Origin of the sequence: Streptomyces sp. NBC_00846, assembly GCF_045207325.1 — a bacterium.
Classification (GTDB): Bacteria; Actinomycetota; Actinomycetes; order Streptomycetales; family Streptomycetaceae; genus Streptomyces.
On record NZ_CP108846.1, the window covers coordinates 4,511,615 to 4,536,583 of the forward strand.

14 protein-coding genes are annotated in these 24,969 nt (G+C 66.9%); 12 read left to right on the forward strand and 2 right to left on the reverse strand.

Annotation, left to right across the window (positions count from 1 at the left end):
* Nucleotides 1-149: 149 nt before the first annotated feature.
* The 9 genes from OG936_RS20900 (at nt 150) to tuf (ending at nt 15,399) form a co-directional block, all read left to right on the forward strand.
* The gene (locus OG936_RS20900; RefSeq protein ID WP_406496597.1) at nt 150-1,052 is read left to right on the forward strand and encodes a hypothetical protein; all 903 of its coding nucleotides are present in this window, start codon (nt 150-152) and stop codon (nt 1,050-1,052) included.
* A gap of 325 nt (nt 1,053-1,377) precedes the next feature.
* On the forward strand, nt 1,378-1,908 hold the full coding sequence (gene rplJ / locus OG936_RS20905) for a 50S ribosomal protein L10 (protein WP_266415516.1): 531 nt from the start codon (nt 1,378-1,380) through the stop codon (nt 1,906-1,908).
* Between the two features lie 111 nt (nt 1,909-2,019).
* Nucleotides 2,020-2,403 (forward strand): 50S ribosomal protein L7/L12, encoded by a 384-nt coding sequence (gene rplL, locus OG936_RS20910; RefSeq protein WP_093897231.1) that lies wholly within the window; start codon nt 2,020-2,022, stop codon nt 2,401-2,403.
* A gap of 618 nt (nt 2,404-3,021) precedes the next feature.
* Nucleotides 3,022-6,507, forward strand: coding sequence for a DNA-directed RNA polymerase subunit beta (gene rpoB, locus OG936_RS20915; RefSeq protein ID WP_406496599.1), 3,486 nt, complete (start codon nt 3,022-3,024; stop codon nt 6,505-6,507).
* 129 nt (nt 6,508-6,636) lie between these two features.
* The gene (locus OG936_RS20920) at nt 6,637-10,536 is read left to right on the forward strand and encodes a DNA-directed RNA polymerase subunit beta' (RefSeq protein WP_383758809.1); all 3,900 of its coding nucleotides are present in this window, start codon (nt 6,637-6,639) and stop codon (nt 10,534-10,536) included.
* Nucleotides 10,537-11,032: 496 nt separating this feature from the next.
* Nucleotides 11,033-11,404 (forward strand): 30S ribosomal protein S12, encoded by a 372-nt coding sequence (gene rpsL / locus OG936_RS20925; RefSeq protein ID WP_003948652.1) that lies wholly within the window; start codon nt 11,033-11,035, stop codon nt 11,402-11,404.
* Between the two features lie 2 nt (nt 11,405-11,406).
* Nucleotides 11,407-11,877 carry a 30S ribosomal protein S7 gene (rpsG, locus tag OG936_RS20930; protein WP_093897234.1) on the forward strand — a complete coding sequence of 157 codons (471 nt, stop codon included), beginning with the start codon at nt 11,407-11,409 and terminating at the stop codon, nt 11,875-11,877.
* 38 nt (nt 11,878-11,915) lie between these two features.
* Nucleotides 11,916-14,045 carry an elongation factor G gene (gene fusA, locus OG936_RS20935; protein ID WP_406496602.1) on the forward strand — a complete coding sequence of 710 codons (2,130 nt, stop codon included), beginning with the start codon at nt 11,916-11,918 and terminating at the stop codon, nt 14,043-14,045.
* Nucleotides 14,046-14,205: 160 nt separating this feature from the next.
* Entirely contained in the window at nt 14,206-15,399 is a 1,194-nt protein-coding gene (gene tuf / locus OG936_RS20940) for an elongation factor Tu (RefSeq protein WP_406496604.1), read from the forward strand.
* Between the two features lie 100 nt (nt 15,400-15,499).
* On the opposite strand, the gene OG936_RS20945 is transcribed toward tuf, so the two are convergent.
* Nucleotides 15,500-16,714, reverse strand: coding sequence for a sensor histidine kinase (locus OG936_RS20945; RefSeq protein ID WP_406496606.1), 1,215 nt, complete (start codon nt 16,712-16,714; stop codon nt 15,500-15,502).
* Between the two features lie 272 nt (nt 16,715-16,986).
* On the opposite strand from OG936_RS20945, the gene OG936_RS20950 reads away from it, so the two are divergent.
* The 3 genes from OG936_RS20950 (at nt 16,987) to OG936_RS20960 (ending at nt 24,247) form a co-directional block, all read left to right on the forward strand.
* A complete protein-coding gene (locus tag OG936_RS20950; protein ID WP_406496607.1) occupies nt 16,987-23,259 on the forward strand; it encodes a DNRLRE domain-containing protein in 6,273 nt (2,090 codons plus the stop codon).
* Between the two features lie 274 nt (nt 23,260-23,533).
* Nucleotides 23,534-23,764 (forward strand): hypothetical protein, encoded by a 231-nt coding sequence (locus OG936_RS20955; RefSeq protein ID WP_406496609.1) that lies wholly within the window; start codon nt 23,534-23,536, stop codon nt 23,762-23,764.
* A 273-nt stretch (nt 23,765-24,037) separates the two neighbouring features.
* Nucleotides 24,038-24,247, forward strand: a complete 210-nt coding sequence (locus tag OG936_RS20960) for a hypothetical protein (RefSeq protein ID WP_406496610.1) — start codon at nt 24,038-24,040, stop codon at nt 24,245-24,247.
* Between the two features lie 80 nt (nt 24,248-24,327).
* Here the strand turns inward: OG936_RS20960 and OG936_RS20965 are convergent, their stop codons facing one another.
* Entirely contained in the window at nt 24,328-24,933 is a 606-nt protein-coding gene (locus OG936_RS20965; protein WP_406496612.1) for a response regulator transcription factor, read from the reverse strand.
* Nucleotides 24,934-24,969: the final 36 nt, after the last annotated feature.

The following is a 24,969-nucleotide window of genomic DNA, read 5'->3' on the forward strand; positions in this document are numbered from 1 at the left end:
GCAGCAAGCCGCGTCACGTGTGACATTGACGGGCCCCGCAACCTTTCAAGGTGCGGGGCCCGTCTTCGTATCCGTATGTAGCCGGTGGCTGTGTCGGAGCTGTGCGTTAGCGTGAGGCTCCGAGAGCCGAACGAGGGGTGGAATTGGACATGAGGACTAGTACCGTGCGGCGCGTGGGTCTGTCGGTAGCGGTGGCGGCGGCATTGACGTCGGTCGCGGCCTGCGGCGGATCGGACGACAAGGGCGGGGAGAACCGCGGCAGCGCCGTGGTGAAGGCCGACCCGATAGCCGCGTTGCTCGATGTGCAGAAGAAGACCGGTGGGGAGAGCTCGGCGAAGGTCGAGGGCACCACGCAGATGGGCGCCATCATGTCCATGAAGCAGACCGGCACCGTCGACTGGACCGACGGTCTCACCGGCACCATGGAGATCACGTACACCGGCGGCACCATGGCGGACGCCATGAAGCAGAACGGTGGCACGGGCGCCATGCAGGCCCGCTATTTCAAGGACGGCTACGCCGTCAACATGGGCGAGGCCTTCGCCAGGCAGGCCGGCGGCAAGCACTGGATCAACTATGCCTACGCCGACCTCGCCAAGCTTGCCGGCGCCTCCGGCGAGGCGATGAAGCAGCAGATGCAGAACACCACCCCCGACCAGGGTGTGAAGTCCCTGCTGGCCTCCGGTGACGTGAAGAAGGTCGGCCAGGAGGACGTACGCGGCGTGTCCACCACGCACTACTCCGGCACTGTCGACGTCGCCGCGCTGACCGCGAAGAACTCCAGGCTCGACGCCGACCAGCTCGACCAGCTGAAGAAGCAGCTGAACGACGCCGGGATCACCACGGAGCAGGTCGACATCTGGGTCGACGAGAACGATCTGCTGGTCAAGAAGACCGAGCGCGGCCAGATGAAGACCGGCGAGCTGAATTCGACGGTGTACTACAGCGACTACGGCACGAAGGTCGCGGTCGAGGCGCCCCCGGCCAATGACACGGTCGACTTCACGGATCTCGTGAAGCAGCAGCAGGGTGCCGCCGGGGGAGCCGGCTGAGACCGTCCGGCGACCGGGGTGACGCAGCTCCGCGGTCGTCGGACGGCCCGAACCTCCCGCACCGCCCGAACAGAGACGGATTTGCCCGGCGCGACATCGGTCGCGTACTCTCCTACAGAAGCCAAAGACCGCTGGTCGTTGCTGGGCTCTCGCAAGAGGGAACAGCAACCGAAGGATCCGTCGAGTACGGGCGACCCGCGCAGGTGACTGTGGAAAGCTCCCGGACTTCGTTCGGTCGAGCTACGCCCTGGCGCCTGCGCCGGGGCGTTCGTCTTTCCCGGCCCCTTCTGAGCGGTCCTCATCACCCGGAAGGAGGCCGACGCTCATGGCAAGGCCCGACAAGGCTGCCGCGGTAGCCGAGCTGACGGACCAGTTCCGCAGCTCGAACGCCGCCGTGCTGACCGAGTACCGGGGTCTCACCGTGGCGCAGCTCAAGACGCTGCGTCGTTCGCTCGGTGAGAACGCCCAGTACGCCGTGGTGAAGAACACGCTGACCAAGATTGCGGCCAACGAGGCCGGGATCACTTCGCTGGACGACCAGTTCACTGGTCCGACGGCGGTTGCCTTCATCACCGGTGACCCGGTGGAGTCGGCGAAGGGTCTTCGTGACTTCGCCAAGGAAAACCCCAACCTCATCATCAAGGGCGGTGTCCTTGATGGTAAGGCGCTGACCGCGGATGAGATCAAGAAGCTCGCGGACCTCGAGTCCCGCGAGGTTCTGCTCGCCAAGCTGGCGGGCGCCATGAAGGGCAAGCAGACTCAGGCTGCTCAGGTCTTCCAGGCGCTCCCGTCGAAGTTCGTCCGCACCGCGGAGGCGCTTCGTGCCAAGCAGGCCGAGCAGGGCGGTGCCGAGTAATTCGGCTCGCGCAATGATCGTCGCCTGACCGGGCGACGGTCGCAGCGGGCCGAACGTACGCCCGCCTACATGTAACTCCGGCACCTGCCGAATTAGTGGAAGGACGCCATCATGGCGAAGCTGTCCCAGGACGACCTGCTCGCGCAGTTCGAAGAGATGACCCTCATCGAGCTCTCCGAGTTCGTGAAGGCCTTCGAGGAGAAGTTCGACGTCACCGCCGCCGCTGCGGTCGCCGTCGCCGCCCCGGGTGCCCCCGGTGCCGCCGCTGAGGCCGTCGAGGAGCAGGACGAGTTCGACGTCATCCTCACCGGCGCCGGCGAGAAGAAGATCCAGGTCATCAAGGTCGTGCGTGAGCTGACCTCGCTGGGCCTGAAGGAGGCCAAGGACCTCGTCGACGGCACCCCGAAGCCGGTCCTCGAGAAGGTCGCCAAGGAGGCCGCCGAGAAGGCTGCCGAGTCCCTCAAGGCCGCCGGCGCTTCCGTCGAGGTCAAGTGACTCAAGGAGTCCGCTGACTCCTCCTGACTGCCCGCGCCGCACGGCACGGACGTCAAACGACGAAGGGCGATCACCCATCCGGGTGGTCGCCCTTCGTCGTACCCGCGACGGCTGCCTTGCTCTTCCTGCGGCGACGAGTATGGTGATCATCGCCGTTGCCTCTCGGGGCCGGTCGTCCGGCGCAGGAAGTGGCCGGGCGATGGAACCGCGGCATTGTCCCGGCAGGGGGGCCTTGACGAACGGCACGAGGCGCGCAATTCTCAGGACGCGTCGTCACATCGGTCCAAATCCGAGGCATGGATCGTGGACGAAGAGGGCAGTAATGAAGAGCGCACCGCGCGCACCGGCTAGTCATAGGTGTTGAGAACAGCTGTTGAGAGCTACGAGGGTCTCTGAGAACCCCGACTGGACATCAGTGTGCCGTTTGGCTACACTGACCCTTTGCGCTGCCTGTTAGCTGCCTCCTGCCCGTCACCAGAGGCATGCCCACGCTTGAGCACCCATGACCGACCGTCTCTGACCTGGCCGTTTTCGGCCGAATCAGAAACAGACCGTCTCTGTGTCCAGCTTGGGACCGGTACGCGCGTAGTGAGTCCGAGCCCTCGGAAGGACCCCCTCTTGGCCGCCTCGCGCAACGCCTCGACCGCGAATACGAACAACGGTGCCAGCACCGCCCCGCTGCGCATCTCCTTTGCAAAGATCAAGGAGCCCCTCGAGGTTCCGAACCTCCTCGCGCTGCAGACCGAGAGCTTTGACTGGCTCCTCGGCAATGCCGCCTGGAAGGCTCGCGTCGAGGCTGCTCTGGACAGTGGACAAGACGTCCCCACCAAGTCCGGCCTGGAGGAAATCTTCGAGGAGATTTCACCGATCGAGGACTTCTCCGGGTCGATGTCGCTTACGTTCCGCGACCACCGCTTCGAGCCCCCGAAGAACTCGATCGACGAGTGCAAGGAGCGCGACTTCACGTTCGCCGCCCCGCTCTTCGTCACGGCCGAGTTCACCAACAACGAGACCGGCGAGATCAAGTCCCAGACGGTCTTCATGGGCGACTTCCCGCTCATGACCAACAAGGGCACCTTCGTCATCAACGGCACCGAGCGTGTCGTCGTGTCGCAGCTGGTCCGCTCGCCGGGTGTCTACTTCGACTCCTCCATCGACAAGACGTCCGACAAGGACATCTTCTCCGCCAAGATCATCCCCTCCCGGGGTGCCTGGCTCGAGATGGAGATCGACAAGCGCGACATGGTCGGTGTCCGCATCGACCGCAAGCGCAAGCAGTCCGTGACCGTCCTGCTCAAGGCTCTCGGTTGGACGACCGAGCAGATCCTGGAGGAGTTCGGCGAGTACGAGTCCATGCGCGCCACCCTGGAGAAGGACCACACCCAGGGCCAGGACGACGCGCTGCTCGACATCTACCGCAAGCTGCGTCCGGGCGAGCCCCCGACCCGCGAGGCCGCGCAGACGCTGCTGGAGAACCTCTACTTCAACCCGAAGCGCTACGACCTGGCGAAGGTCGGCCGCTACAAGGTGAACAAGAAGCTCGGCGCGAACGAGCCGCTGGACGCCGGCGTGCTCACCACCGACGACGTCATCGCCACCATCAAGTACCTGGTGAAGCTGCACGCCGGTGAGACCGAGACGGTCGGCGAGTCCGGTCGCTCGATCATGGTCGAGACCGACGACATCGACCACTTCGGCAATCGTCGTATCCGTAACGTCGGTGAGCTGATCCAGAACCAGGTCCGTACGGGTCTCGCCCGTATGGAGCGCGTCGTGCGCGAGCGCATGACCACCCAGGACGTCGAGGCGATCACGCCGCAGACCCTGATCAACATCCGGCCGGTCGTCGCCTCCATCAAGGAGTTCTTCGGCACCAGCCAGCTGTCCCAGTTCATGGACCAGAACAACCCGCTCTCGGGCCTGACGCACAAGCGTCGTCTCAACGCGCTGGGCCCGGGTGGTCTCTCCCGTGAGCGGGCCGGCTTCGAGGTCCGTGACGTGCACCCGTCGCACTACGGACGCATGTGCCCGATCGAGACGCCCGAAGGCCCGAACATCGGTCTGATCGGTTCGCTGGCCTCGTACGGCCGCATCAACGCGTTCGGCTTCATCGAGACGCCGTACCGCAAGGTCGTCGAGGGCCAGGTCACCGACGAGGTGGACTACCTGACCGCCGACGAGGAGGACCGCTTCGTCATCGCGCAGGCCAACGCGCCGCTGACCGACGACCTCCGGTTCGTCGAGCCCCGAGTGCTGGTCCGCCGCCGTGGTGGCGAGGTCGACTACGTGCCCGGCACGGACGTCGACTACATGGACGTCTCGCCCCGCCAGATGGTGTCCGTCGCCACCGCGATGATCCCCTTCCTGGAGCACGACGACGCGAACCGTGCCCTCATGGGCGCGAACATGATGCGTCAGGCGGTGCCGCTGATCAAGTCGGAGGCCCCGCTCGTCGGCACTGGCATGGAGTACCGCTGCGCCACCGACGCCGGTGACGTGCTCAAGGCCGAGAAGGACGGTGTGGTCCAGGAGGTCTCCGCGGACTACATCACCGTGACCAACGACGACGGCACGTACACCACGTACCGCATCGCCAAGTTCATGCGCTCCAACCAGGGCACCTCGGTCAACCAGAAGGTTGTCGTCTCCGAGGGCGACCGGGTCGTCACCGACCAGGTTCTCGCCGACGGTCCGGCCACCGAGAACGGTGAGATGGCCCTCGGCAAGAACCTGCTCGTGGCGTTCATGCCGTGGGAGGGTCACAACTACGAGGACGCGATCATCCTGTCGCAGCGCCTCGTGCAGGACGACGTCCTCTCCTCGATCCACATCGAGGAGCACGAGGTCGACGCCCGTGACACCAAGCTCGGCCCGGAGGAGATCACCCGGGACATCCCGAACGTCTCCGAAGAGGTCCTCGCCGACCTCGACGAGCGCGGCATCATCCGTATCGGTGCCGAGGTCGTCGCCGGCGACATCCTCGTCGGCAAGGTCACGCCCAAGGGCGAGACCGAGCTGACCCCCGAGGAGCGCCTGCTCCGCGCGATCTTCGGTGAGAAGGCGCGCGAGGTGCGCGACACCTCGCTGAAGGTGCCGCACGGTGAGATCGGCAAGGTCATCGGCGTCCGCGTCTTCGACCGCGAAGAGGGCGACGAGCTGCCGCCGGGCGTGAACCAGCTGGTCCGCGTCTACGTCGCGCAGAAGCGCAAGATCACCGATGGTGACAAGCTCGCCGGCCGACACGGCAACAAGGGCGTCATCTCGAAGATCCTGCCGATCGAGGACATGCCGTTCCTGGAGGACGGCACCCCGGTCGACATCATCCTCAACCCGCTGGGTGTCCCGTCCCGAATGAACCCGGGACAGGTCCTGGAGATCCACCTCGGCTGGCTCGCCAGCCGCGGCTGGGACGTCTCCGGTCTCGGTGAGGAGTGGGCCAAGCGCCTGCAGGCCATCGGCGCCGACCAGGTCGCCCCCGGCACCAACGTCGCCACCCCCGTCTTCGACGGTGCGCGCGAGGACGAGATCTCCGGTCTCTTCGAGGCCACGATCCCGAACCGCGACGGCGACCGCCTGGTGCAGCCCTCCGGCAAGGCCCATCTGTTCGACGGCCGCTCCGGCGAGCCGTTCCCGGAGCCGGTCTCGGTCGGGTACATGTACATCCTCAAGCTGCACCACCTCGTCGACGACAAGCTGCACGCTCGTTCGACGGGCCCGTACTCCATGATCACCCAGCAGCCGCTGGGTGGTAAGGCCCAGTTCGGTGGACAGCGCTTCGGTGAGATGGAGGTGTGGGCCCTTGAGGCTTACGGCGCCGCATACGCCCTCCAGGAACTGCTGACGATCAAGTCCGACGACGTGACCGGCCGCGTGAAGGTCTACGAGGCGATCGTCAAGGGCGAGAACATCCCCGAGCCCGGCATTCCCGAGTCCTTCAAGGTGCTCATCAAGGAAATGCAGTCGCTCTGCCTCAATGTGGAGGTGCTGTCCTCGGACGGCATGTCCATCGAGATGCGCGACACGGACGAGGACGTCTTCCGCGCGGCGGAGGAGCTCGGTATCGACCTGTCCCGGCGCGAGCCGAGCAGCGTCGAAGAGGTCTGACGGGTTGGCCGGCCGGATCCCCGTGATCCGGCCGGCTCTCCCCGGACCCGTTCAGACCATTGCTGAAGTGCCCCGATTTCTCGCGTGACGCGAGGGGGCTCGAACCCCCGAAAGAGGGATTGACGACAAGTGCTCGACGTCAACTTCTTCGACGAGCTGCGGATCGGCCTTGCCACCGCGGACGACATCCGGACCTGGTCCCACGGCGAAGTGAAGAAGCCGGAGACCATCAACTACCGCACGCTCAAGCCCGAAAAGGACGGACTCTTCTGCGAGAAGATCTTCGGTCCGACCCGGGACTGGGAGTGCTACTGCGGCAAGTACAAGCGTGTCCGCTTCAAGGGCATCATCTGTGAGCGCTGTGGCGTCGAGGTCACGCGCGCCAAGGTGCGCCGTGAGCGCATGGGTCACATCGAGCTTGCCGCTCCCGTCACCCACATCTGGTACTTCAAGGGCGTCCCGTCGCGCCTGGGCTACCTGCTGGACCTCGCGCCGAAGGACCTCGAGAAGGTCATCTACTTCGCCGCCTACATGATCACGTTCGTGGACGAGGAGCGCCGTACGCGCGACCTGCCCTCGCTGGAGGCGCACGTCTCCGTCGAGCGCCAGCAGGTCGAGAACCGTCGCGACTCCGACCTCGAGGCCCGTGCCAAGAAGCTCGAGACCGACCTGGCCGAGCTGGAGGCCGAGGGCGCCAAGGCAGACGTGCGCCGCAAGGTGCGCGAGGGTGCCGAGCGTGAGATGAAGCAGCTGCGCGACCGTGCGCAGCGCGAGATCGACCGCCTCGACGAGGTGTGGAGCCGCTTCAAGAACCTCAAGGTCCAGGACCTGGAGGGCGACGAGCTGCTCTACCGCGAGCTGCGTGACCGCTTCGGCACGTACTTCGACGGCTGCATGGGCGCCGCCGCTCTGCAGAAGCGCCTGGAGTCGTTCGACCTCGACGAGGAGGCCGAGCGCCTCCGCGAGATCATCCGTACCGGCAAGGGCCAGAAGAAGACCCGTGCGCTCAAGCGCCTCAAGGTCGTCTCCGCGTTCCTGCAGACCAGCAACAAGCCCAAGGGCATGGTGCTCGACTGCGTGCCGGTCATCCCGCCGGACCTGCGTCCGATGGTGCAGCTGGACGGTGGCCGCTTCGCGACCTCCGACCTGAACGACCTGTACCGCCGTGTGATCAACCGCAACAACCGCCTCAAGCGTCTCCTCGACCTCGGTGCCCCCGAGATCATCGTGAACAACGAGAAGCGGATGCTGCAGGAGGCCGTCGACGCGCTGTTCGACAACGGCCGCCGCGGTCGCCCGGTCACCGGTCCCGGCAACCGCCCGCTCAAGTCCCTCAGCGACATGCTGAAGGGCAAGCAGGGTCGATTCCGTCAGAACCTTCTCGGTAAGCGTGTGGACTACTCCGCGCGTTCCGTGATCGTCGTCGGCCCGCAGCTCAAGCTGCACCAGTGCGGTCTGCCGAAGGCCATGGCGCTGGAGCTCTTCAAGCCGTTCGTGATGAAGCGCCTGGTCGACCTGAACCACGCGCAGAACATCAAGTCGGCCAAGCGCATGGTCGAGCGTGGCCGCACCGTGGTGTACGACGTCCTCGAAGAGGTCATCGCCGAGCACCCGGTGCTGCTGAACCGTGCGCCGACGCTGCACCGTCTCGGCATCCAGGCCTTCGAGCCGCAGCTGGTCGAGGGCAAGGCCATTCAGATCCACCCGCTCGTCTGCACCGCGTTCAACGCGGACTTCGACGGTGACCAGATGGCCGTGCACCTGCCGCTCTCCGCGGAGGCGCAGGCCGAGGCCCGCATCCTGATGCTGTCCTCGAACAACATCCTGAAGCCGGCCGACGGTCGTCCCGTCACCATGCCGACCCAGGACATGGTGCTGGGCCTGTTCTTCCTCACCACGGACGAGGAGGAGCGCAAGGTCGTCGGCCAGGGCCGTTCCTTCGGTTCCACGGCCGAGGCGATCATGGCCTTCGACGCCCGCGAGCTGTCGCTCCAGGCGAAGGTCGACATCCGCTTCCCGGTGGGCACCATCCCGCCGCGCGGCTGGGTGCCGCCGGTCGCCGAGGAAGGTGAGCAGGAGTACCAGCAGGGCGACACGTTCCGGCTGCGTACGTCCCTGGGCCGCGCGCTCTTCAACGAGCTGCTGCCCGAGGACTACCCGTTCGTCGACTACTCGGTCGGCAAGAAGCAGCTCTCCGAGATCGTCAACGACCTCGCCGAGCGCTACCCCAAGGTCATCGTGGCGGCGACGCTCGACAACCTGAAGGCGGCGGGCTTCTACTGGGCGACCCGTTCCGGTGTCACCGTGGCCATCTCCGACGTCGTGGTCCCCGAGGCCAAGAAGGCGATCGTCGCGGGCTACGAGGCGCAGGACGAGAAGGTCCAGAAGCAGTACGAGCGCGGTCTGATCACCAAGGACGAGCGCACGCAGGAGCTCATCGCGATCTGGACCAAGGCGACCAACGAGGTTGCCGAGGCGATGAACGCGAACTTCCCCAAGACGAACCCCATCTTCATGATGGTTGACTCGGGTGCCCGAGGAAACATGATGCAGATGCGTCAGATCGCCGGTATGCGTGGTCTGGTGTCCAACGCCAAGAACGAGACGATCCCGCGTCCCATCAAGGCGTCCTTCCGTGAGGGCCTCACCGTTCTGGAGTACTTCATCTCCACGCACGGTGCCCGTAAGGGTCTGGCGGACACCGCCCTGCGTACCGCCGACTCGGGTTACCTGACCCGTCGTCTGGTGGACGTCTCGCAGGACGTGATCATTCGCGAGGAGGACTGCGGCACCGACCGCGGCCTCAAGCTGAAGATCGCCGTCAAGGGTGCGGACGGTGTGCTCCGCAAGACGGAGGACGTCGAGACCTCGGTCTACGCCCGGATGCTCGCCGAGGACGTCGTCGTCGACGGCAAGGTCATCGCGCCTGCCAACGTCGACCTCGGTGACGTCCTGATCGACGCCCTGGTGGGCGCCGGCGTCAAGGAGGTCAAGACCCGTTCGGTCCTGACCTGTGAGTCCGCGGTCGGCACCTGTGCCTTCTGCTACGGACGCTCGCTCGCCACCGGCAAGCTGGTCGACATCGGTGAGGCGGTCGGCATCATCGCCGCCCAGTCCATCGGTGAGCCCGGTACCCAGCTGACGATGCGTACCTTCCACACCGGTGGTGTGGCCGGTGACGACATCACCCAGGGTCTGCCCCGAGTCGTCGAGCTCTTCGAAGCCCGTACGCCCAAGGGTGTCGCCCCGATCTCGGAGGCAGCCGGCCGCGTCCGTATCGAGGAGACCGAGAAGACCAAGAAGCTCGTCGTCACCCCGGACGACGGCAGCGACGAGACGGCGTTCCCGATCTCGAAGCGTGCCCGTCTGCTGGTGGGCGAGGGCGATCACGTCGAGGTGGGCCAGAAGCTCACCGTGGGTGCCACCAACCCGCACGACGTGCTGCGGATCCTCGGTCAGCGCGCGGTCCAGGTCCACCTGGTCGGCGAGGTCCAGAAGGTCTACAACTCGCAGGGTGTGTCGATCCACGACAAGCACATCGAGATCATCATCCGGCAGATGCTGCGCCGTGTGACGATCATCGAGTCCGGCGACGCGGAGCTGCTGCCTGGCGAGCTCGTCGAGCGCTCGAAGTTCGAGACCGAGAACCGTCGTGTGGTCACCGAGGGCGGTCACCCCGCCTCCGGCCGTCCGCAGCTGATGGGTATCACCAAGGCCTCGCTCGCCACCGAGTCGTGGCTGTCGGCGGCGTCCTTCCAGGAGACGACCAGGGTTCTGACCGACGCGGCGATCAACGCCAAGTCGGACTCCCTGATCGGCCTCAAGGAGAACGTCATCATCGGTAAGCTCATCCCGGCCGGTACGGGTCTGTCCCGCTACCGCAACATCCGGGTCGAGCCGACCGAGGAGGCCAAGGCCGCGATGTACTCGGCCGTCGGCTACGACGACATCGACTACTCGCCGTTCGGCACCGGCTCCGGCCAGGCCGTTCCGCTGGAGGACTACGACTACGGTCCGTACAACCAGTAAGCGAGTCGCTTGATCGATCGGAGGGCGGTCATCCCGTTGCGTACGGGGTGGCCGCCCTTCGGCGTGTCGCGATGCTCTCCGGAGTGTGGTATTTCACGGCCGCGGCGCGTTCCGCACGCCGGCCGGGGTCCGGGGCGGCGCGCGAGCGGGGCCGTGGGTGCCCTGTACGGGGCCGTACGGGGCCGTACAGGGTTCGGAGGCCTTCGAGGCCCGAATTACGGGTGGGGACAAGCCAGGCGCCCGTGGCGGCGTGTACCGGTGGACAGTATTTGTTTTGACCGGAGTCGACGAGGTAGGTACGCTCAGACCTTGTGCCTGGGGTGTGTCTGGGCTCGTGTGCGTGTCCTCAACCGCATGGCGAGTCCGTCAGTGGCCACCGTGATCTGCGCTCTTTCTGTCTTGCGGCAGGAGCCTGCAGCATTCGACACACCCGACCGCGTGGGTCGGTGACGTTCCAGGTTAGTTTCACGAACGGCACACAGAAACCGGAGAAGTAGTGCCTACGATCCAGCAGCTGGTCCGGAAGGGCCGGCAGGACAAGGTCGAGAAGAACAAGACGCCCGCACTCGAGGGTTCGCCCCAGCGCCGCGGCGTCTGCACGCGTGTGTTCACGACCACCCCGAAGAAGCCGAACTCGGCACTCCGCAAGGTCGCGCGTGTGCGTCTGACCTCCGGTATCGAGGTCACGGCCTACATCCCGGGTGAGGGACACAACCTGCAGGAGCACTCCATCGTGCTCGTGCGTGGTGGCCGTGTGAAGGACCTGCCGGGTGTTCGTTACAAGATCATCCGCGGCTCGCTCGACACCCAGGGTGTCAAGAACCGCAAGCAGGCCCGCAGCCGCTACGGCGCCAAGAAGGAGAAGTAAGAATGCCTCGTAAGGGCCCCGCCCCGAAGCGCCCGGTCATCATCGACCCGGTCTACGGTTCTCCTCTTGTCACCTCGCTGATCAACAAGATCCTGCTCAACGGCAAGCGTTCCACTGCCGAGCGGATCGTGTACGGCGCCATGGAAGGCCTCCGCGAGAAGACCGGCAACGACCCGGTCATCACGCTGAAGCGCGCGCTTGAGAACGTCAAGCCCTCGCTCGAGGTCAAGTCCCGCCGTGTCGGTGGCGCCACCTACCAGGTGCCGATCGAGGTCAAGCCCGGTCGCGCCTCCACCCTCGCGCTGCGCTGGCTCGTGGGTTACTCCCGCGCCCGCCGCGAGAAGACCATGACCGAGCGTCTCATGAACGAGCTGCTCGACGCCTCCAACGGTCTTGGCGCTGCCGTCAAGAAGCGCGAGGACACCCACAAGATGGCCGAGTCCAACAAGGCCTTCGCGCACTACCGCTGGTAGTCGCTACCCACATCGAAACCGAGAGAAGACTGAGCCATATGGCCACCACTTCGCTTGACCTGGCCAAGGTCCGCAACATCGGGATCATGGCCCACATCGACGCGGGCAAGACGACCACCACCGAGCGGATCCTCTTTTACACCGGTGTCAGCTACAAGATCGGTGAAACCCACGAGGGTTCCGCCACGATGGACTGGATGGAGCAGGAGCAGGAGCGCGGCATCACCATCACGTCCGCCGCGACGACCTGCCACTGGCCGCTGAATGATGTTGACCACACCATCAACATCATCGACACCCCGGGACACGTGGACTTCACCGTCGAGGTGGAGCGTTCGCTCCGCGTCCTCGACGGCGCCGTCACCGTGTTCGACGGTGTGGCGGGCGTCGAGCCGCAGTCCGAGACCGTCTGGCGACAGGCGGACCGCTACGGCGTGCCCCGCATCTGCTTCGTCAACAAGCTCGACCGCACCGGCGCCGATTTCCTTCGCTGCGTCGGCATGATCGTGGACCGCCTCGGTGCGGTTCCGCTGGTCATGCAGCTCCCTATCGGTGCCGAAGCCGACTTCAAGGGCGTCATCGACCTCGTGTCGATGAAGGCCTTCGTCTGGTCGGACGACGCGCCCAAGGGCGAGATGTACGACACGATCGAGATCCCCGAGACCCACGTCGAGGCGGCTGACGAGTGGCGCGCGAAGCTGCTCGAGGCCGTCTCCGAGAACGACGACCAGATGATGGAGCTGTACCTGGAGGGCGTCGAGCCCACCGAGGAGCAGCTGCACGAGGCGATCCGTCGGATCACCCTCGCATCGAAGGGCAGTGCCGACTCGGTCACCGTCACCCCGGTGTTCTGTGGCACGGCGTTCAAGAACAAGGGCGTCCAGCCCCTGCTCGACGCGGTCGTCCGTTACCTGCCCTCCCCCCTGGACGTCGAGGCCATCGAGGGCCACGACGTCAAGGACCCCGAGGTCGTCGTCAAGCGCAAGCCCTCGGACGACGAGCCGTTCTCCGGCCTGGCGTTCAAGATCGCGAGCGACCCGCACCTCGGCAAGCTCACCTTCGTCCGGATCTACTCCGGTCGCCTCGAGGCCGGCACCGCGGTGCTGAACTCGGTCAAGGGCAAGAAGGAGCGCATCGGCAAGATCTACCGCATGCACGCGAACAAGCGTGAGGAGATCGCGTCGGTGGGCGCCGGCGACATCATCGCCGTCATGGGCCTGAAGCAGACCACCACCGGTGAGACGCTGTGTGACGACAAGAACCCGGTCATCCTGGAGTCCATGGACTTCCCGGCGCCGGTCATTCAGGTCGCCATCGAGCCCAAGTCCAAGGGCGACCAGGAGAAGCTGGGTGTCGCCATCCAGCGCCTCTCCGAGGAGGACCCGTCCTTCCAGGTGCACTCCGACGAGGAGACCGGCCAGACCATCATCGGTGGTATGGGCGAGCTTCACCTCGATGTGCTCGTCGACCGCATGAAGCGCGAGTTCCGCGTCGAGGCGAACGTCGGCAAGCCGCAGGTCGCGTACCGCGAGACGATCCGCAAGGCCGTCGAGCGCATCGACTACACGCACAAGAAGCAGACTGGTGGTACCGGCCAGTTCGCGAAGGTGCAGATCGCCCTTGAGCCCATCGAGGGTGGCGACGCGTCCTACGAGTTCGTCAACAAGGTCACCGGTGGCCGCATCCCCCGTGAGTACATCCCCTCGGTGGACGCGGGTGCGCAGGAAGCCATGCAGTTCGGCATCCTGGCCGGTTACGAGATGGTGGGCGTCCGCGTCACCCTTCTCGACGGTGGCTACCACGAGGTCGACTCCTCCGAGCTCGCCTTCAAGATCGCCGGTTCGCAGGCGTTCAAGGAGGGTGCTCGCAAGGCGTCCCCCGTGCTCCTGGAGCCGATGATGGCCGTCGAGGTCACCACGCCCGAGGACTACATGGGCGATGTCATCGGCGACCTCAACTCCCGCCGTGGCCAGATCCAGGCCATGGAGGAGCGCAGCGGCGCTCGCGTCGTGAAGGGCCTCGTGCCCCTCTCGGAGATGTTCGGCTACGTCGGAGACCTCCGCAGCAAGACCTCGGGTCGCGCAAGCTACTCGATGCAGTTCGACTCCTACGCCGAGGTTCCGCGGAACGTCGCCGAGGAGATCATCGCGAAGGCCAAGGGCGAGTAACTCACCCGAGCTCACGCTTTAGGCTTGTCACCGGAGCCTCGTGGGGCATTCGTCGCGGAGCGCAAGCAATGCGGTGAATGCCCCCGGCACCGGCATCCCAGCAAAGATCACCTGGCGCCGATGAAGCAAGGCGTACAGAACCACTCCACAGGAGGACCCAGTGGCGAAGGCGAAGTTCGAGCGGACTAAGCCGCACGTCAACATCGGCACCATCGGTCACATCGACCACGGTAAGACGACCCTCACGGCCGCCATTACCAAGGTGCTGCACGACGCGTACCCGGAACTGAACGAGGCCTCGGCCTTCGACCAGATCGACAAGGCTCCCGAAGAGCGCCAGCGCGGTATCACGATCTCGATCTCGCACGTCGAGTACCAGACCGAGCAGCGTCACTACGCGCACGTCGACTGCCCGGGTCACGCGGACTACATCAAGAACATGATCACGGGTGCGGCGCAGATGGACGGCGCCATCCTCGTGGTCGCCGCCACCGACGGCCCGATGCCGCAGACCAAGGAGCACGTGCTCCTGGCCCGCCAGGTCGGCGTTCCGTACATCGTCGTCGCCCTGAACAAGGCCGACATGGTGGACGACGAGGAGATCCTGGAGCTCGTCGAGCTCGAGGTCCGTGAGCTCCTCTCCGAGTACGAGTTCCCGGGCGACGACCTGCCGGTCATCAAGGTCTCGGCGCTCAAGGCGCTCGAGGGCGACAAGGAGTGGGGCCAGACCGTCCTCGACCTGATGAAGGCCGTCGACGAGAACATCCCGCAGCCCGAGCGTGACGTCGACAAGCCGTTCCTGATGCCGATCGAGGACGTCTTCACGATCACCGGTCGTGGCACCGTCGTCACCGGTCGTATCGAGCGTGGCATCCTCAAGGTCAACGAGACCGTCGACATCGTCGGTATCAAGACCGAGAAGACCACCACCACGGTCACCGGCATCGAGATGTTCCGCAAGCTGCTCGACGAGGGTCAGGCCGGTGAGAACGTCGGTCTGCTCCTCCGTGGCATCAAGCGTGAGGACGTCGAGCGCGGCCAGGTCATCATCAAGCCCGGTTCGGTCACGCCGCACACCGAGTTCGAGGCCCAGGCCTACATCCTGTCGAAGGACGAGGGTGGCCGTCACACCCCCTTCTTCAACAACTACCGCCCGCAGTTCTACTTCCGTACCACGGACGTGACGGGCGTTGTGACCCTTCCCGAGGGCACCGAGATGGTCATGCCGGGCGACAACACCGTCATGAGCGTCGCGCTGATCCAGCCGGTCGCCATGGAAGAGGGCCTGAAGTTCGCCATCCGTGAGGGTGGCCGGACCGTGGGCGCCGGCCAGGTCACCAAGATCGTCAAGTAATTACCTGACTGTCTGACCTGGTTGCTCCGCACAGAGCACCGAGAAGGGCCCCGGCCCGCCGCGCGAGCGGTGGACCGGGGTCCTTCGGCGTTGTCCGACGTCATGCGGGTCCCGAGTCGGCCCACGGTGTCGCGTTGAGGTGCGGGGCCCCGTGGTGTGTCCGGGGCCGGGGCGGGCCCGTGGTCCGGTTGCCGCTCGGCAGTGGCAGCCGCACCAGCAGACGGAAGTGTCCCGGTGACGGCCGCTCGGCGGTCACGGTTCCGCCGAGTGCGGCGGCGCGGGCGGCGAGGCTGGTGAGGCCGGTTCCCGGAGCGGCCGTACCGGGGGAGTCGGGGGCGTCGTTGCCTACGGAGAATTCGACGGACCGGTCGGTGGCTGCCTTGTGGACGATGCTCAGGGAGATCGAGCAGTGGGCGGCGCGGGAGTGATGCAGGACATTGGCGACGGCCTCCCGCGCGACCACGGCGAGACAGTGGTCGACGGCCCGGGGGAGATCATCGGCGGTGAACGGCGCGATGTCGCTGCGCACGGTGATCCCGGCGGTGGCGAGGACCTGCGCCGCCTGGGCGAGCTCCGTGGCCAGCGACAGGGTGACGTTGTCGCGGGAGACGGCTCGGACCTCGGCGAGGGTGCGGCGCGCGATGGCGGCGATCTCGTCGAGGACGGCGGCGGAATCCTCGTCCTCCGTGCCCAGGGAGGCGCGGTTCGCGATCAGGGTGAGCGCCGAGCCGATGACGTCGTGCAGGTCGCCGGCGATCCGGTCGCGTTCGGTCTGTACGGCCGCGTGGGCGGCGTGGTTCTGCGCGGCGTGCAGCCGGGCGACGAACAGGGCGAGCTGGGCGATGCCGTAGACACTGCCCGCTGTGGTCAGGGTGGCGAGCAGGACGCCGAGGCCGCTGCGGTTCTCGAACTCAAGACCGCTGACCAGGAGCGGCCCGCTGGCACAGACCGCCACCGCGACGAGCACGGAAGCGGGGCGTGGAACGGTCAGCAGGACGGCCCCGGCCAGGAACCCCAGCAGGCTCAGCCAGGGCAGCTTGAGCAGCAGCACCGGTCCGTAGGTGAGCAGGGCCTGGAGGACCAGGAGGGCCCATCGGAAGCGGTAGCGCAGACGGTACGGCGGGGGCGCGTACTGCCCGAGGAGTACGGCGGGCAGGAGGATCAGCAGGATCAGCGCGGTCACGGCCGACCGGCGGCTCAGCGGAAGCGTGACCAGGTCCAGAGCGAGCAGCGCGACGGTCCCGCCGACCAGGAGAACGAGCGCTGGGCCGGCGGTGAGGGCGTGGCGAGCGAGGGGGCGACGGAAACGGAGCATCGACTTCCACGACTGGGGAGGGGTGCGGAGGGTTGTACGGCTGTCCGGCGACCGGCGCCGAGAAATCCATGGTCATTAGGTGGGTTACCCCTGGGAGGAAGGCCGGGTGCGGCGCATGGCCTGTCCACGGAGGGCCGTCACGAGGCCCGGTTCGCCATGGGCTGTGGTGATCCGGATGCGCCGCCGTATTCGTGACGTGATCACTTCACTACCTGGGGTGCGGAGATTTGACTCGTCGGCGTTGTGATCGTCGGACGAGGGAGTCACCTCCGGTGAAAATCGAGTGGAACACGAAAAGAGCCCCGAATGCGGCCAGGAAGAGACGGGTCCTGCCCCGGATCGCCCTGACCCTGGCGGGCCTGCTGGTCGCGGAGGTGGCCGTCACCGCGGCCACGACCGGCGATGCCGTCGGTCTGCCCGCCGGTAGGGGGGAGGCACTGTCCCGCACCACCCCCGCGCCCGCGAAGAAGGTCACCGAAGCTGCCGACGTGAACGCGGCGCGGGTAGCGGCCCGGCTCTCGGGCAACCGCGTGGAGGTCCTGTCCGAGCGGACCGAGACCTCGACCACGTACGCGGAGCCGGACGGGAGCCTGTCGGCCGAGCTGTTCCAGGCACCGGTACGCATGCGCGAGAGCAATGGTGCGTGGGCCGACATCGACACCGACCTGGAGCGGGTCGGCCGGGACTACGAGCCGCGTACGGCGCTCGCCGACATCACGGTGACCGGCGGAGGGACCACCGAGCCCGGCTTGCTGGCCTCCGTCGAGCGCGGCGCGAAGTCGTTCGGCATGGGCTGGCAGGAGCCGTTGCCCAAGGCCGAGGTCGACGGTGACACCGCCTCCTACGACCTGGGCGGCAGCCAGACCCTGACGGTACGGGCACTGGCCGACGGGTTCGAGCAGAACGTGGTCCTCGACAAGGCACCGGAGCAACCACCCGTCTACCGGATTCCAATGCGGCTGAAGGGCCTTGTGCTGTTCAGGGACGACGAGACCGGACGGCTGCTGCTCAAGGACGCGGCGGGGAAGCTGACCGCCGAGGCGCCGGCGCCGGTGATGTGGGACTCGTCCACCGATCCCGCGTCGGGCGAGTCCCGGCATCTCGCCCAGGTGGACACCAGCATCGAGACGGAGAAGGACGGCGCGCAGACGCTGGTGCTCAAGCCCGACCCGGAGTACTTCCGGACGTCCGGGCTCACCTACCCCGTGACCGTCGACCCGACCTCGACACTGGCGGCGTCCACCGACACCTGGGTGGCGACCAACTACCCCGACTCGCAGTCGTCGTCCAAGGAGCTGAAGTCCGGGACGTACGACGCCGGTTCGACGAAGGCGCGGTCGTACCTGAAGTTCGACGCCGCCAAGTTCGTTGGGCAGAAGATCCTTTCGGCGAACCTGTCGCTGTACTCGTACTGGTCCGCGACCTGCGCCACCAATGGCTCCGGTACGCAGATACGCCGGGTCACCTCGTCGTGGACGAACTCCGGACTGACCTGGGGAGCCCAGCCGTCCACCACCGGGACCGGGGCGGTCATCAGCACCAAGGCGCTCGGATTCTCGTCGGCCTGCCCGGCGGGCACCGTCAATTTCAATGTCGCGGGCATCGTGCAGGCGTGGGCGGACGGGGCAGCCAACTACGGCGTGCAGGTGCGTGGTGTCACCGAGACGGACTCCTCCACCTGGCGCCGCTACCGCTCGTCCACATACGCCACCGGTGACAACGCGGTGGAACCACACCTCACCGTGAAGTACAACTCGTACCCGGCGAAGCCGACGTCGGTGGCCATTGCGCCGTCGCAGGTGAACGCCTACAACGGCAAGCGGTACGTCACCTCCCTCACCCCGCAGCTCTCGGCCAAGGTGACCGATGCGGACGGCGACACGGTCAAGGCGCAGTTCGAGATCACCCCGGACCCCCAGTACACCGACGGGGCCGGTTACGCGTACACCGCCACGAGTGCCGGGGTCGCCTCCGGCGGAACCGCGAAGATCACGGTCCCGGCGGCGAACGCCTTCCCGTCCGGCTCGCACCTGCGCTACCGGGTGCGGGGCTACGACGGCTCGCTGTACGGGGCGTGGACCGGCTACACCACCTTCGTGCTGAACACGGCGAAGCCCGCCGCGCCCGGCGTCAGTTGTGTCCCGTACACCAAGGACACGTGGACGGAGAAGAACGCCGACGGTGCCCAGTGCACCTTCTCCACCACCTCCACCGACGGCCAGGGGTATCTGTACGGCCTGAACGACCCGGCCACCGGGAAGCGGATCGACGACACGGTCAAGGGCAGCGGCGGCATCCCGCTGACCGTCACCCTCAAGCCGGGCGACGGCTGGCACACCCTGTACGCGCGGACGATCGACTCGGGCGGCAATCTGTCCAACGCCACCACCGCGTACGAGTTCGGCGTCGGGGAGGGCGCGGCCCTTCTGACGCCTCGTGACGGCGACCGGCCGGCCCGGCGGCTGAGCCTCGGCGCGAAGGGCAAGCCCACCTACACCGGAGTCACGTACCAGTACCGACGGGGAGAGACGGACACCTGGGCCGACGTTCCCTCCGCCGCCGTCACCAAGGACGCCGACGGATCGAAGGTGACCGGCTGGCCGCTGGCCACCACCGCCGGCAGCCCGCCGAAGCTGACCTGGAACATCACCGACAGCCTCGCCGAGGACGGCCCGGTCGACGTCCGGGCCGCCTTCACGGACGGCTCGGTGACCCGCTACTCCCCGGTTGCGACCGTGACGGTCGACCGCAACGCGGGGACCGCGCCAAACGAGTCGGTGGGTCCCGGCGCGGTGAACCTGCTGACCGGCGACTTCACCCTCTCCGAGACCGACGCCTCCGCCTACGACCTGTCCGTCACACGCACCGCCTCCTCGCGGAAGCCCGATGCCGGGGCGAAGCAGAGCGGGCAGTTCCCGGTCTACGGCAAGGAGTGGAGCGCGGGCACGATCGCGGAGCTGACCGAGTCCGACTGGTCGTACCTCAAGCAGTCCACCACGACCTCGGTTGCCCTGGTGGACGTCGACGGCGAGGAGTTGGGCTTCACCAAGCTCAGCAACGGCGGCTGGAAGCCGGAGCCCGGAGCCGATGAGTTCACCCTGACCGGTTCGCTGACCGGGTCGTTCACGCTGAAGGACACCGAAGGCACGGTCACGGTCTTCACCAAGCCGCAGGGCGCCACCACCTGGCAGGTCGCCTCCTCTGCCATGGACGGCCTCGCCAACTCCACCACCACCGTGGTCTCCGAGACGCTGACCGTCGGAACCGACAAGCTGGTCCGACCGTCGCGCATCATCGCGCCCACGACGGCCGTCTCCGCGAGCACCTGCACCGCGACCCCGTCCACCAAGGGCTGCCGTTCGCTGGAGTTCGTCTATGCGACGTCCACCACCGCCACAGGGAGCACGCCGGGCGACTTCAAGGACCAGCTGCGTGAGATCCGGCTCTGGGCCACGGCGCCGGGTGCGTCGGCGGCCACGTCGAAGGCCGTGCAGACGTTCGGCTACGACAGCGCGGGCCGGCTGCGTCAGGCCTGGCACCCGCAGATCTCGCCCGCTCTGAAGACGGAGTACGCGTACGACGACGCGGGCCGGATCACCCAGGTGACGCCGCCGGGCGAGCTGCCGTGGACCATGACGTACGGCAAGGCGGGCAACGCGGCGACCGCCGGTGACGGCATGCTCCTGAAGGTGTCGCGTGCCGCCCTCAAGCCGGGCACGACCGCTACGCCCGAGGGCACGGCGACCACCGGCCTCGTCTACGACGTGCCGCTGAGCGGAACCAAGGTCCCGTACGCGCTGGGCGCCTCGGACACCGCGGCCTGGGGCCAGGGCGCGGCGCCGACCGACGCGACCGCCGTCTTCCCCGCCGACGCCGTCCCCGCCTCCCACGCGGGTTCGGGGCTCGGCGCGGGCGACTACAAGCGGGCCACCGTCACCTACACCGACGCCTCGGGCCGTCAGGTCAACACCGCGCAGCCCGGCGGCCATCTGTCCGCCACCGATTACGACCAGTACGGCAACACCGTGCGCGAGCTGACCGCCCGCAACCGGGAGATCGCCGTGGGCAGGACAGCGGCGGCGAAGGAGACCCTGGCCGGCCTCGGACTCGACGGACTGTCCTCGGCGGCGCGCGCCGAACTGCTCGCCACCCGCACCGTCTACGACGACAAGGGCGCCAAGGAAATGGAGGAGTTCGGCCCAGCCCGCCGCGTCGACCTGACCACGTCCGTCACCGCCGGTTCGACCACGCTTCCGGCAGGTGAGTCCGTGGTGGCCCGCGCCTGGACGAAGAACACCTACGACGAGGGCCGTCCCACCGACGGAACGGCGACGGTGGAGAACCAGATCACCAAGGTCGTCACCGGAGCCCAGCTCCTGGACTTCCCGGCGATCCACGCCGAGCAGCGGGTGACCCAGACGGTCTACGACTGGGTCAAGGGCCTGCCGACGAAGACGATCACCGATCCGTCCGGCCTCGCCCTGACCACCGCCAAGGAGTACGACACCCAGGGCCGTATCACCAAGGAACTGCTGCCCGGTGCCACCGGCACCGACGCGGCCACGCGCGTCACGACGTACTGGTCGGCGACCGGCACCGGAGCCTGCGCGGGTCGCCCCGAGTGGGCGGACCTGGTCTGCTCCACCGGACCCGCCGGGGCAGTCACGGGAGGCGGCAGCAACCCGAGCGGCCTGCCGGTGACCACCACCGAGTACGGCTGGCACGGGACGCCGGCCAAGGCGACCGAGACCGCGAACGGCGTCACCCGCACCACGACGACCACGTACGACGACGCCGGGCGTGCCCTCAGGACGGCGACGACGGGCGGCGTCGGGGCGGCGGTGCCGGACGCCACGACCGAGTACGACCCGAAGACCGGTCAGGTGGTCCGCACGGTCTCCACGACCGGCGGCACGATCACCAAGGCGTTCGACGAACTGGGCCGTGAGGTGTCCTACACGGACGCGGACGGGGGTATGACCACCACCGAGTACGACCTGCTCGGCCGCCGCACGAAGGTTACGGACTCCGTCCCCTCGACGGTGACGTACACGTACGACCACAGTGCCGAGCCGCGCGGCCTGGCCACGAAGACGGTGGACTCGGTGGCGGGCGCCTTCACGACCGCGTACGACGCGGACGGCGGGGTCGCCACCGAGCGGCTGCCCGGTGGCTACACCCTCACCGTGGACCAGGACACCACCGGCACCACGGTGGGCCGCACCTACACGCGTGACAGCGACGGTGTGCTGGTGACCTCGGACATGGTCTCCGAGTCCGTCCACGGGCAGGTCACGTCGCACACCGGTTGGTCGGCGCAGGAGTACGGGTACGACAAGGCGGGCCGGCTGACGTCGGTCGACGACATGGTGGGCGAGGTGTGCACGCGCCGCGCCTACACCTTCGACAAGCGCACCAACCGCACCCGGCTGACGTCGTCGGCCGCGGCGGAGGGCGCCGACTGCACGAGCACGGGCACGGTCACGACGACGTCGCACGCCTATGACAGCGGCGACCGACTGGTCGACGCGGGGTACGCGTACGACGCGTTCGGCCGCACCACGGCCATGCCGGGCTCGTCCTTCGCGTACTACGCCAACGATCTGGTCCAGTCCCAGATCACGGACGACCAGCGCCAGACCTGGACGCTGGACGCGGCGCGCCGCTTCCGTGCCTGGACCGTCGAGACCGACATCGACGGCACCTGGAGCCGGTCGACGTCCAAGCGCAACCACTACGACGGCGACGGGGACAGCCCGCGCTGGACGGAGGAGGACACGGCCGCGGGAGCGAGCGGCGCGGTGAGCCGCAATGTCGAGTCCGCGTCGGGTGACCTCGCCGCGACGACGGGGTCGGCTGGTGGCAGTACCGTCCTGCAACTCACCAACGTCCACGGCGACGTGATGCTCGCCCTCCCGCTCGCGGAGGGGGACGACATCGTCGCTTTCGACAGCGACGAGTACGGCAATCCGCGGGCCGGTCAGCTGCCGGTGCGCTATGGCTGGCTCGGCGGCAAGCAGCGCTCGGCGGAGACGCTCACCGGTCTCACCCTCATGGGCGTCCGCCTCTACAATGCGCAGACGGGGCGCTTCCTCACTCTTGATCCCGTATATGGCGGCAACGCAAACGCCTATACCTACCCTGCCGATCCCATCAACAGTTACGACCTGGACGGAAAATGGGCTTGGAACGATCGGATCGGAAGAAATGCTCTTTGGCGCACCACCTACTGGAGTGCCCGAGTCACCCTCACGGTTGGGTTTATCGCCTCCCCCTTCTCCAGGTACAGAAACGCTCGCCAGGTGTGGCGAGCCGTCAAGTCCCCGCGCAAGACTGTGAAGAGGGCAAAGGGATGCTTCAGGAGTCGAGCCAACGGCCTTGAGTGCGCCGGCTCGGCGATCGGTTTCACGGCCGACTTGAGATCGCAGTACAACAACTACACGCGATCTGTCGACTCTCTGTGGCGGACGCGCCCGGCGAAGTGGTTCAAGAAATACGTTTGGTGCGGACCTGGATCTAGAGCATCGGGCTGCCGACGTCGTTAGTTTGAGTCCGGGGCTTACGGGAGGGCTCAAGATGATCAGCCCTCCCGTAAGCCCCACCCCAGAGAAATGACTAACATGCAAAAGAAATGGACAGAAGAGCCCTCTGGGAAAGTAGTCTTCATCCTGGGAGGTTTGATATTCACCTTCTCCTCTTGGGGGTCCTGGTGGGCCGTACTTCCGGGAATCGTCACCGTCGGCTGGCTCATCCTGCTTTTTCAGGACGTCAAGGAATCCATCAAAACCAAGAGGTCGCGGAGTATAGGCGACTGAAGGATTGACATACGCCTCGCGGCGGTCCGGCGGCACCCACCCCGGCGAGGCGGTCAAGAAGGTCCAGGTATTCGACAACGTAGCCGAGCGACTGCTGTGGCAGGCGTTCGCTCCCAGGAGCGTGGCGGGCCGACGCGGCGAGGCGACGCTCTGGGGGGCGAGCGACGGCCCGATGTCTGTCGAGGCGATTGACCACCGCGTCGCGTGCCGTGCGTCTGAACCGACCGTCTCCTGAGCATGTTTGACGGCTGTCGGCCTCGGCTGTCCAGCCGAACACTCAGAACGGTCCAGCGGTGCGGCGGTGCTTCGAGTCCGGCGGCAGGTTCCTCCACGGTGCCGGGCCGGGCAGACCGCGGTGCGCGATTTCCGGAACCGGGACGCCGATCGCCGATGCCGGAATGACGGGAAGAGCTCATTGACGAATGACGGCCGTCGTTCGGTCTGCAGGAATTACACAGGAAAGTCCAGCTGTCGGTGACCGAAGTTCAGCCCATGAGGAGAAGGGCCGATGCGCCGATACAAGTTGACGTTTCTCCTGGTCTTCGTCCCCTCCATGCTGGGAAGCGGGATCAGCAGAATCAAAGATTCTGGCTGGTCGCTGATATGGGGCGTGCTGGAACTGGCACTCGGTGTCGCGATCTCGGTGGGCGCGATCGGTGAGATCCGGGAGGGGCTGAAGCGCAGACGCGAGGAAGGGGAGCGCAAAGACGGCCCGTGAGTAAGTACCCCGTCGACGATCGAAAGAGGGCTATACGTTAGTAAATGATAGGGAACCGGTGGATTTGGCGGTCGGGATCGTCAGATCCACCCGTGCCGCTCCCCGATGCGCACAGCGTCGACGAGGGTGCGCGCGTGCAGCTTGCCCGTGGCGAGGGAGAGGTGGTTGCGGACGGTGCGTATGGACAGGAACAGCTCCGCCGCCGTCTCGGCGGCGCCCATGCCCTGGGCGGCCAGGCGCAGGATGTCGGTCTCGCGTGGGGTGAGCGGGGAGGCGCCGGCGTTGCGCTCCTCGGCGAGCAGACCGGGGTCGTACACCGTGCCACCCGCCGCCACCGTGCGGATCGCGGCCAGCACCTGCCCGGCCGAGGCCGACTTCAGCAGGTAGCCCGCGGCGCCCGCTTCCCTGGCCGCCCGCAGATGCCCTGGCCGGTCGAGCACGGTCAGGATGAGCGTTCGGCACGACGGCAGTAACCCGGCGAGCTGACGTGCCGTGGTGATGCCGTCCTGGCCGGGCATGGCCACATCCAGCACCGCCACGTCGGGCCGGGCGGCCAGCGCGGTGGCGAGGACCTCGTCCCCGCGGGCGGCCTGGGCCACGACATCGATACCGGGCTCGCGTGCCAGCACGGAGACCAATCCCTCCCTTACGACCGTCATGTCCTCGGCGATCAGCACCTTGATCATGATCAAAGGATGTCAGCCGCAGCCCTCCGGCATCTG

Bases quoted from the DNA above. Each gene is read 5' to 3' on its own strand.
- OG936_RS20900 (WP_406496597.1), top strand. From the start codon at position 150: ATGAGGACTAGTACCGTGCGGCGCGTGGGTCTGTCGGTAGCGGTGGCG.
- rplJ (WP_266415516.1), top strand. From the start codon at position 1,378: ATGGCAAGGCCCGACAAGGCTGCCGCGGTAGCCGAGCTGACGGACCAG.
- rplL (WP_093897231.1), top strand. From the start codon at position 2,020: ATGGCGAAGCTGTCCCAGGACGACCTGCTCGCGCAGTTCGAAGAGATG.
- rpsG (WP_093897234.1), top strand. From the start codon at position 11,407: ATGCCTCGTAAGGGCCCCGCCCCGAAGCGCCCGGTCATCATCGACCCG.
- fusA (WP_406496602.1), top strand. From the start codon at position 11,916: ATGGCCACCACTTCGCTTGACCTGGCCAAGGTCCGCAACATCGGGATC.
- OG936_RS20945 (WP_406496606.1), bottom strand. From the start codon at position 16,714: ATGCTCCGTTTCCGTCGCCCCCTCGCTCGCCACGCCCTCACCGCCGGC.
- OG936_RS20960 (WP_406496610.1), top strand. From the start codon at position 24,038: ATGCGCCGATACAAGTTGACGTTTCTCCTGGTCTTCGTCCCCTCCATG.
- OG936_RS20965 (WP_406496612.1), bottom strand. From the start codon at position 24,933: ATGATCAAGGTGCTGATCGCCGAGGACATGACGGTCGTAAGGGAGGGA.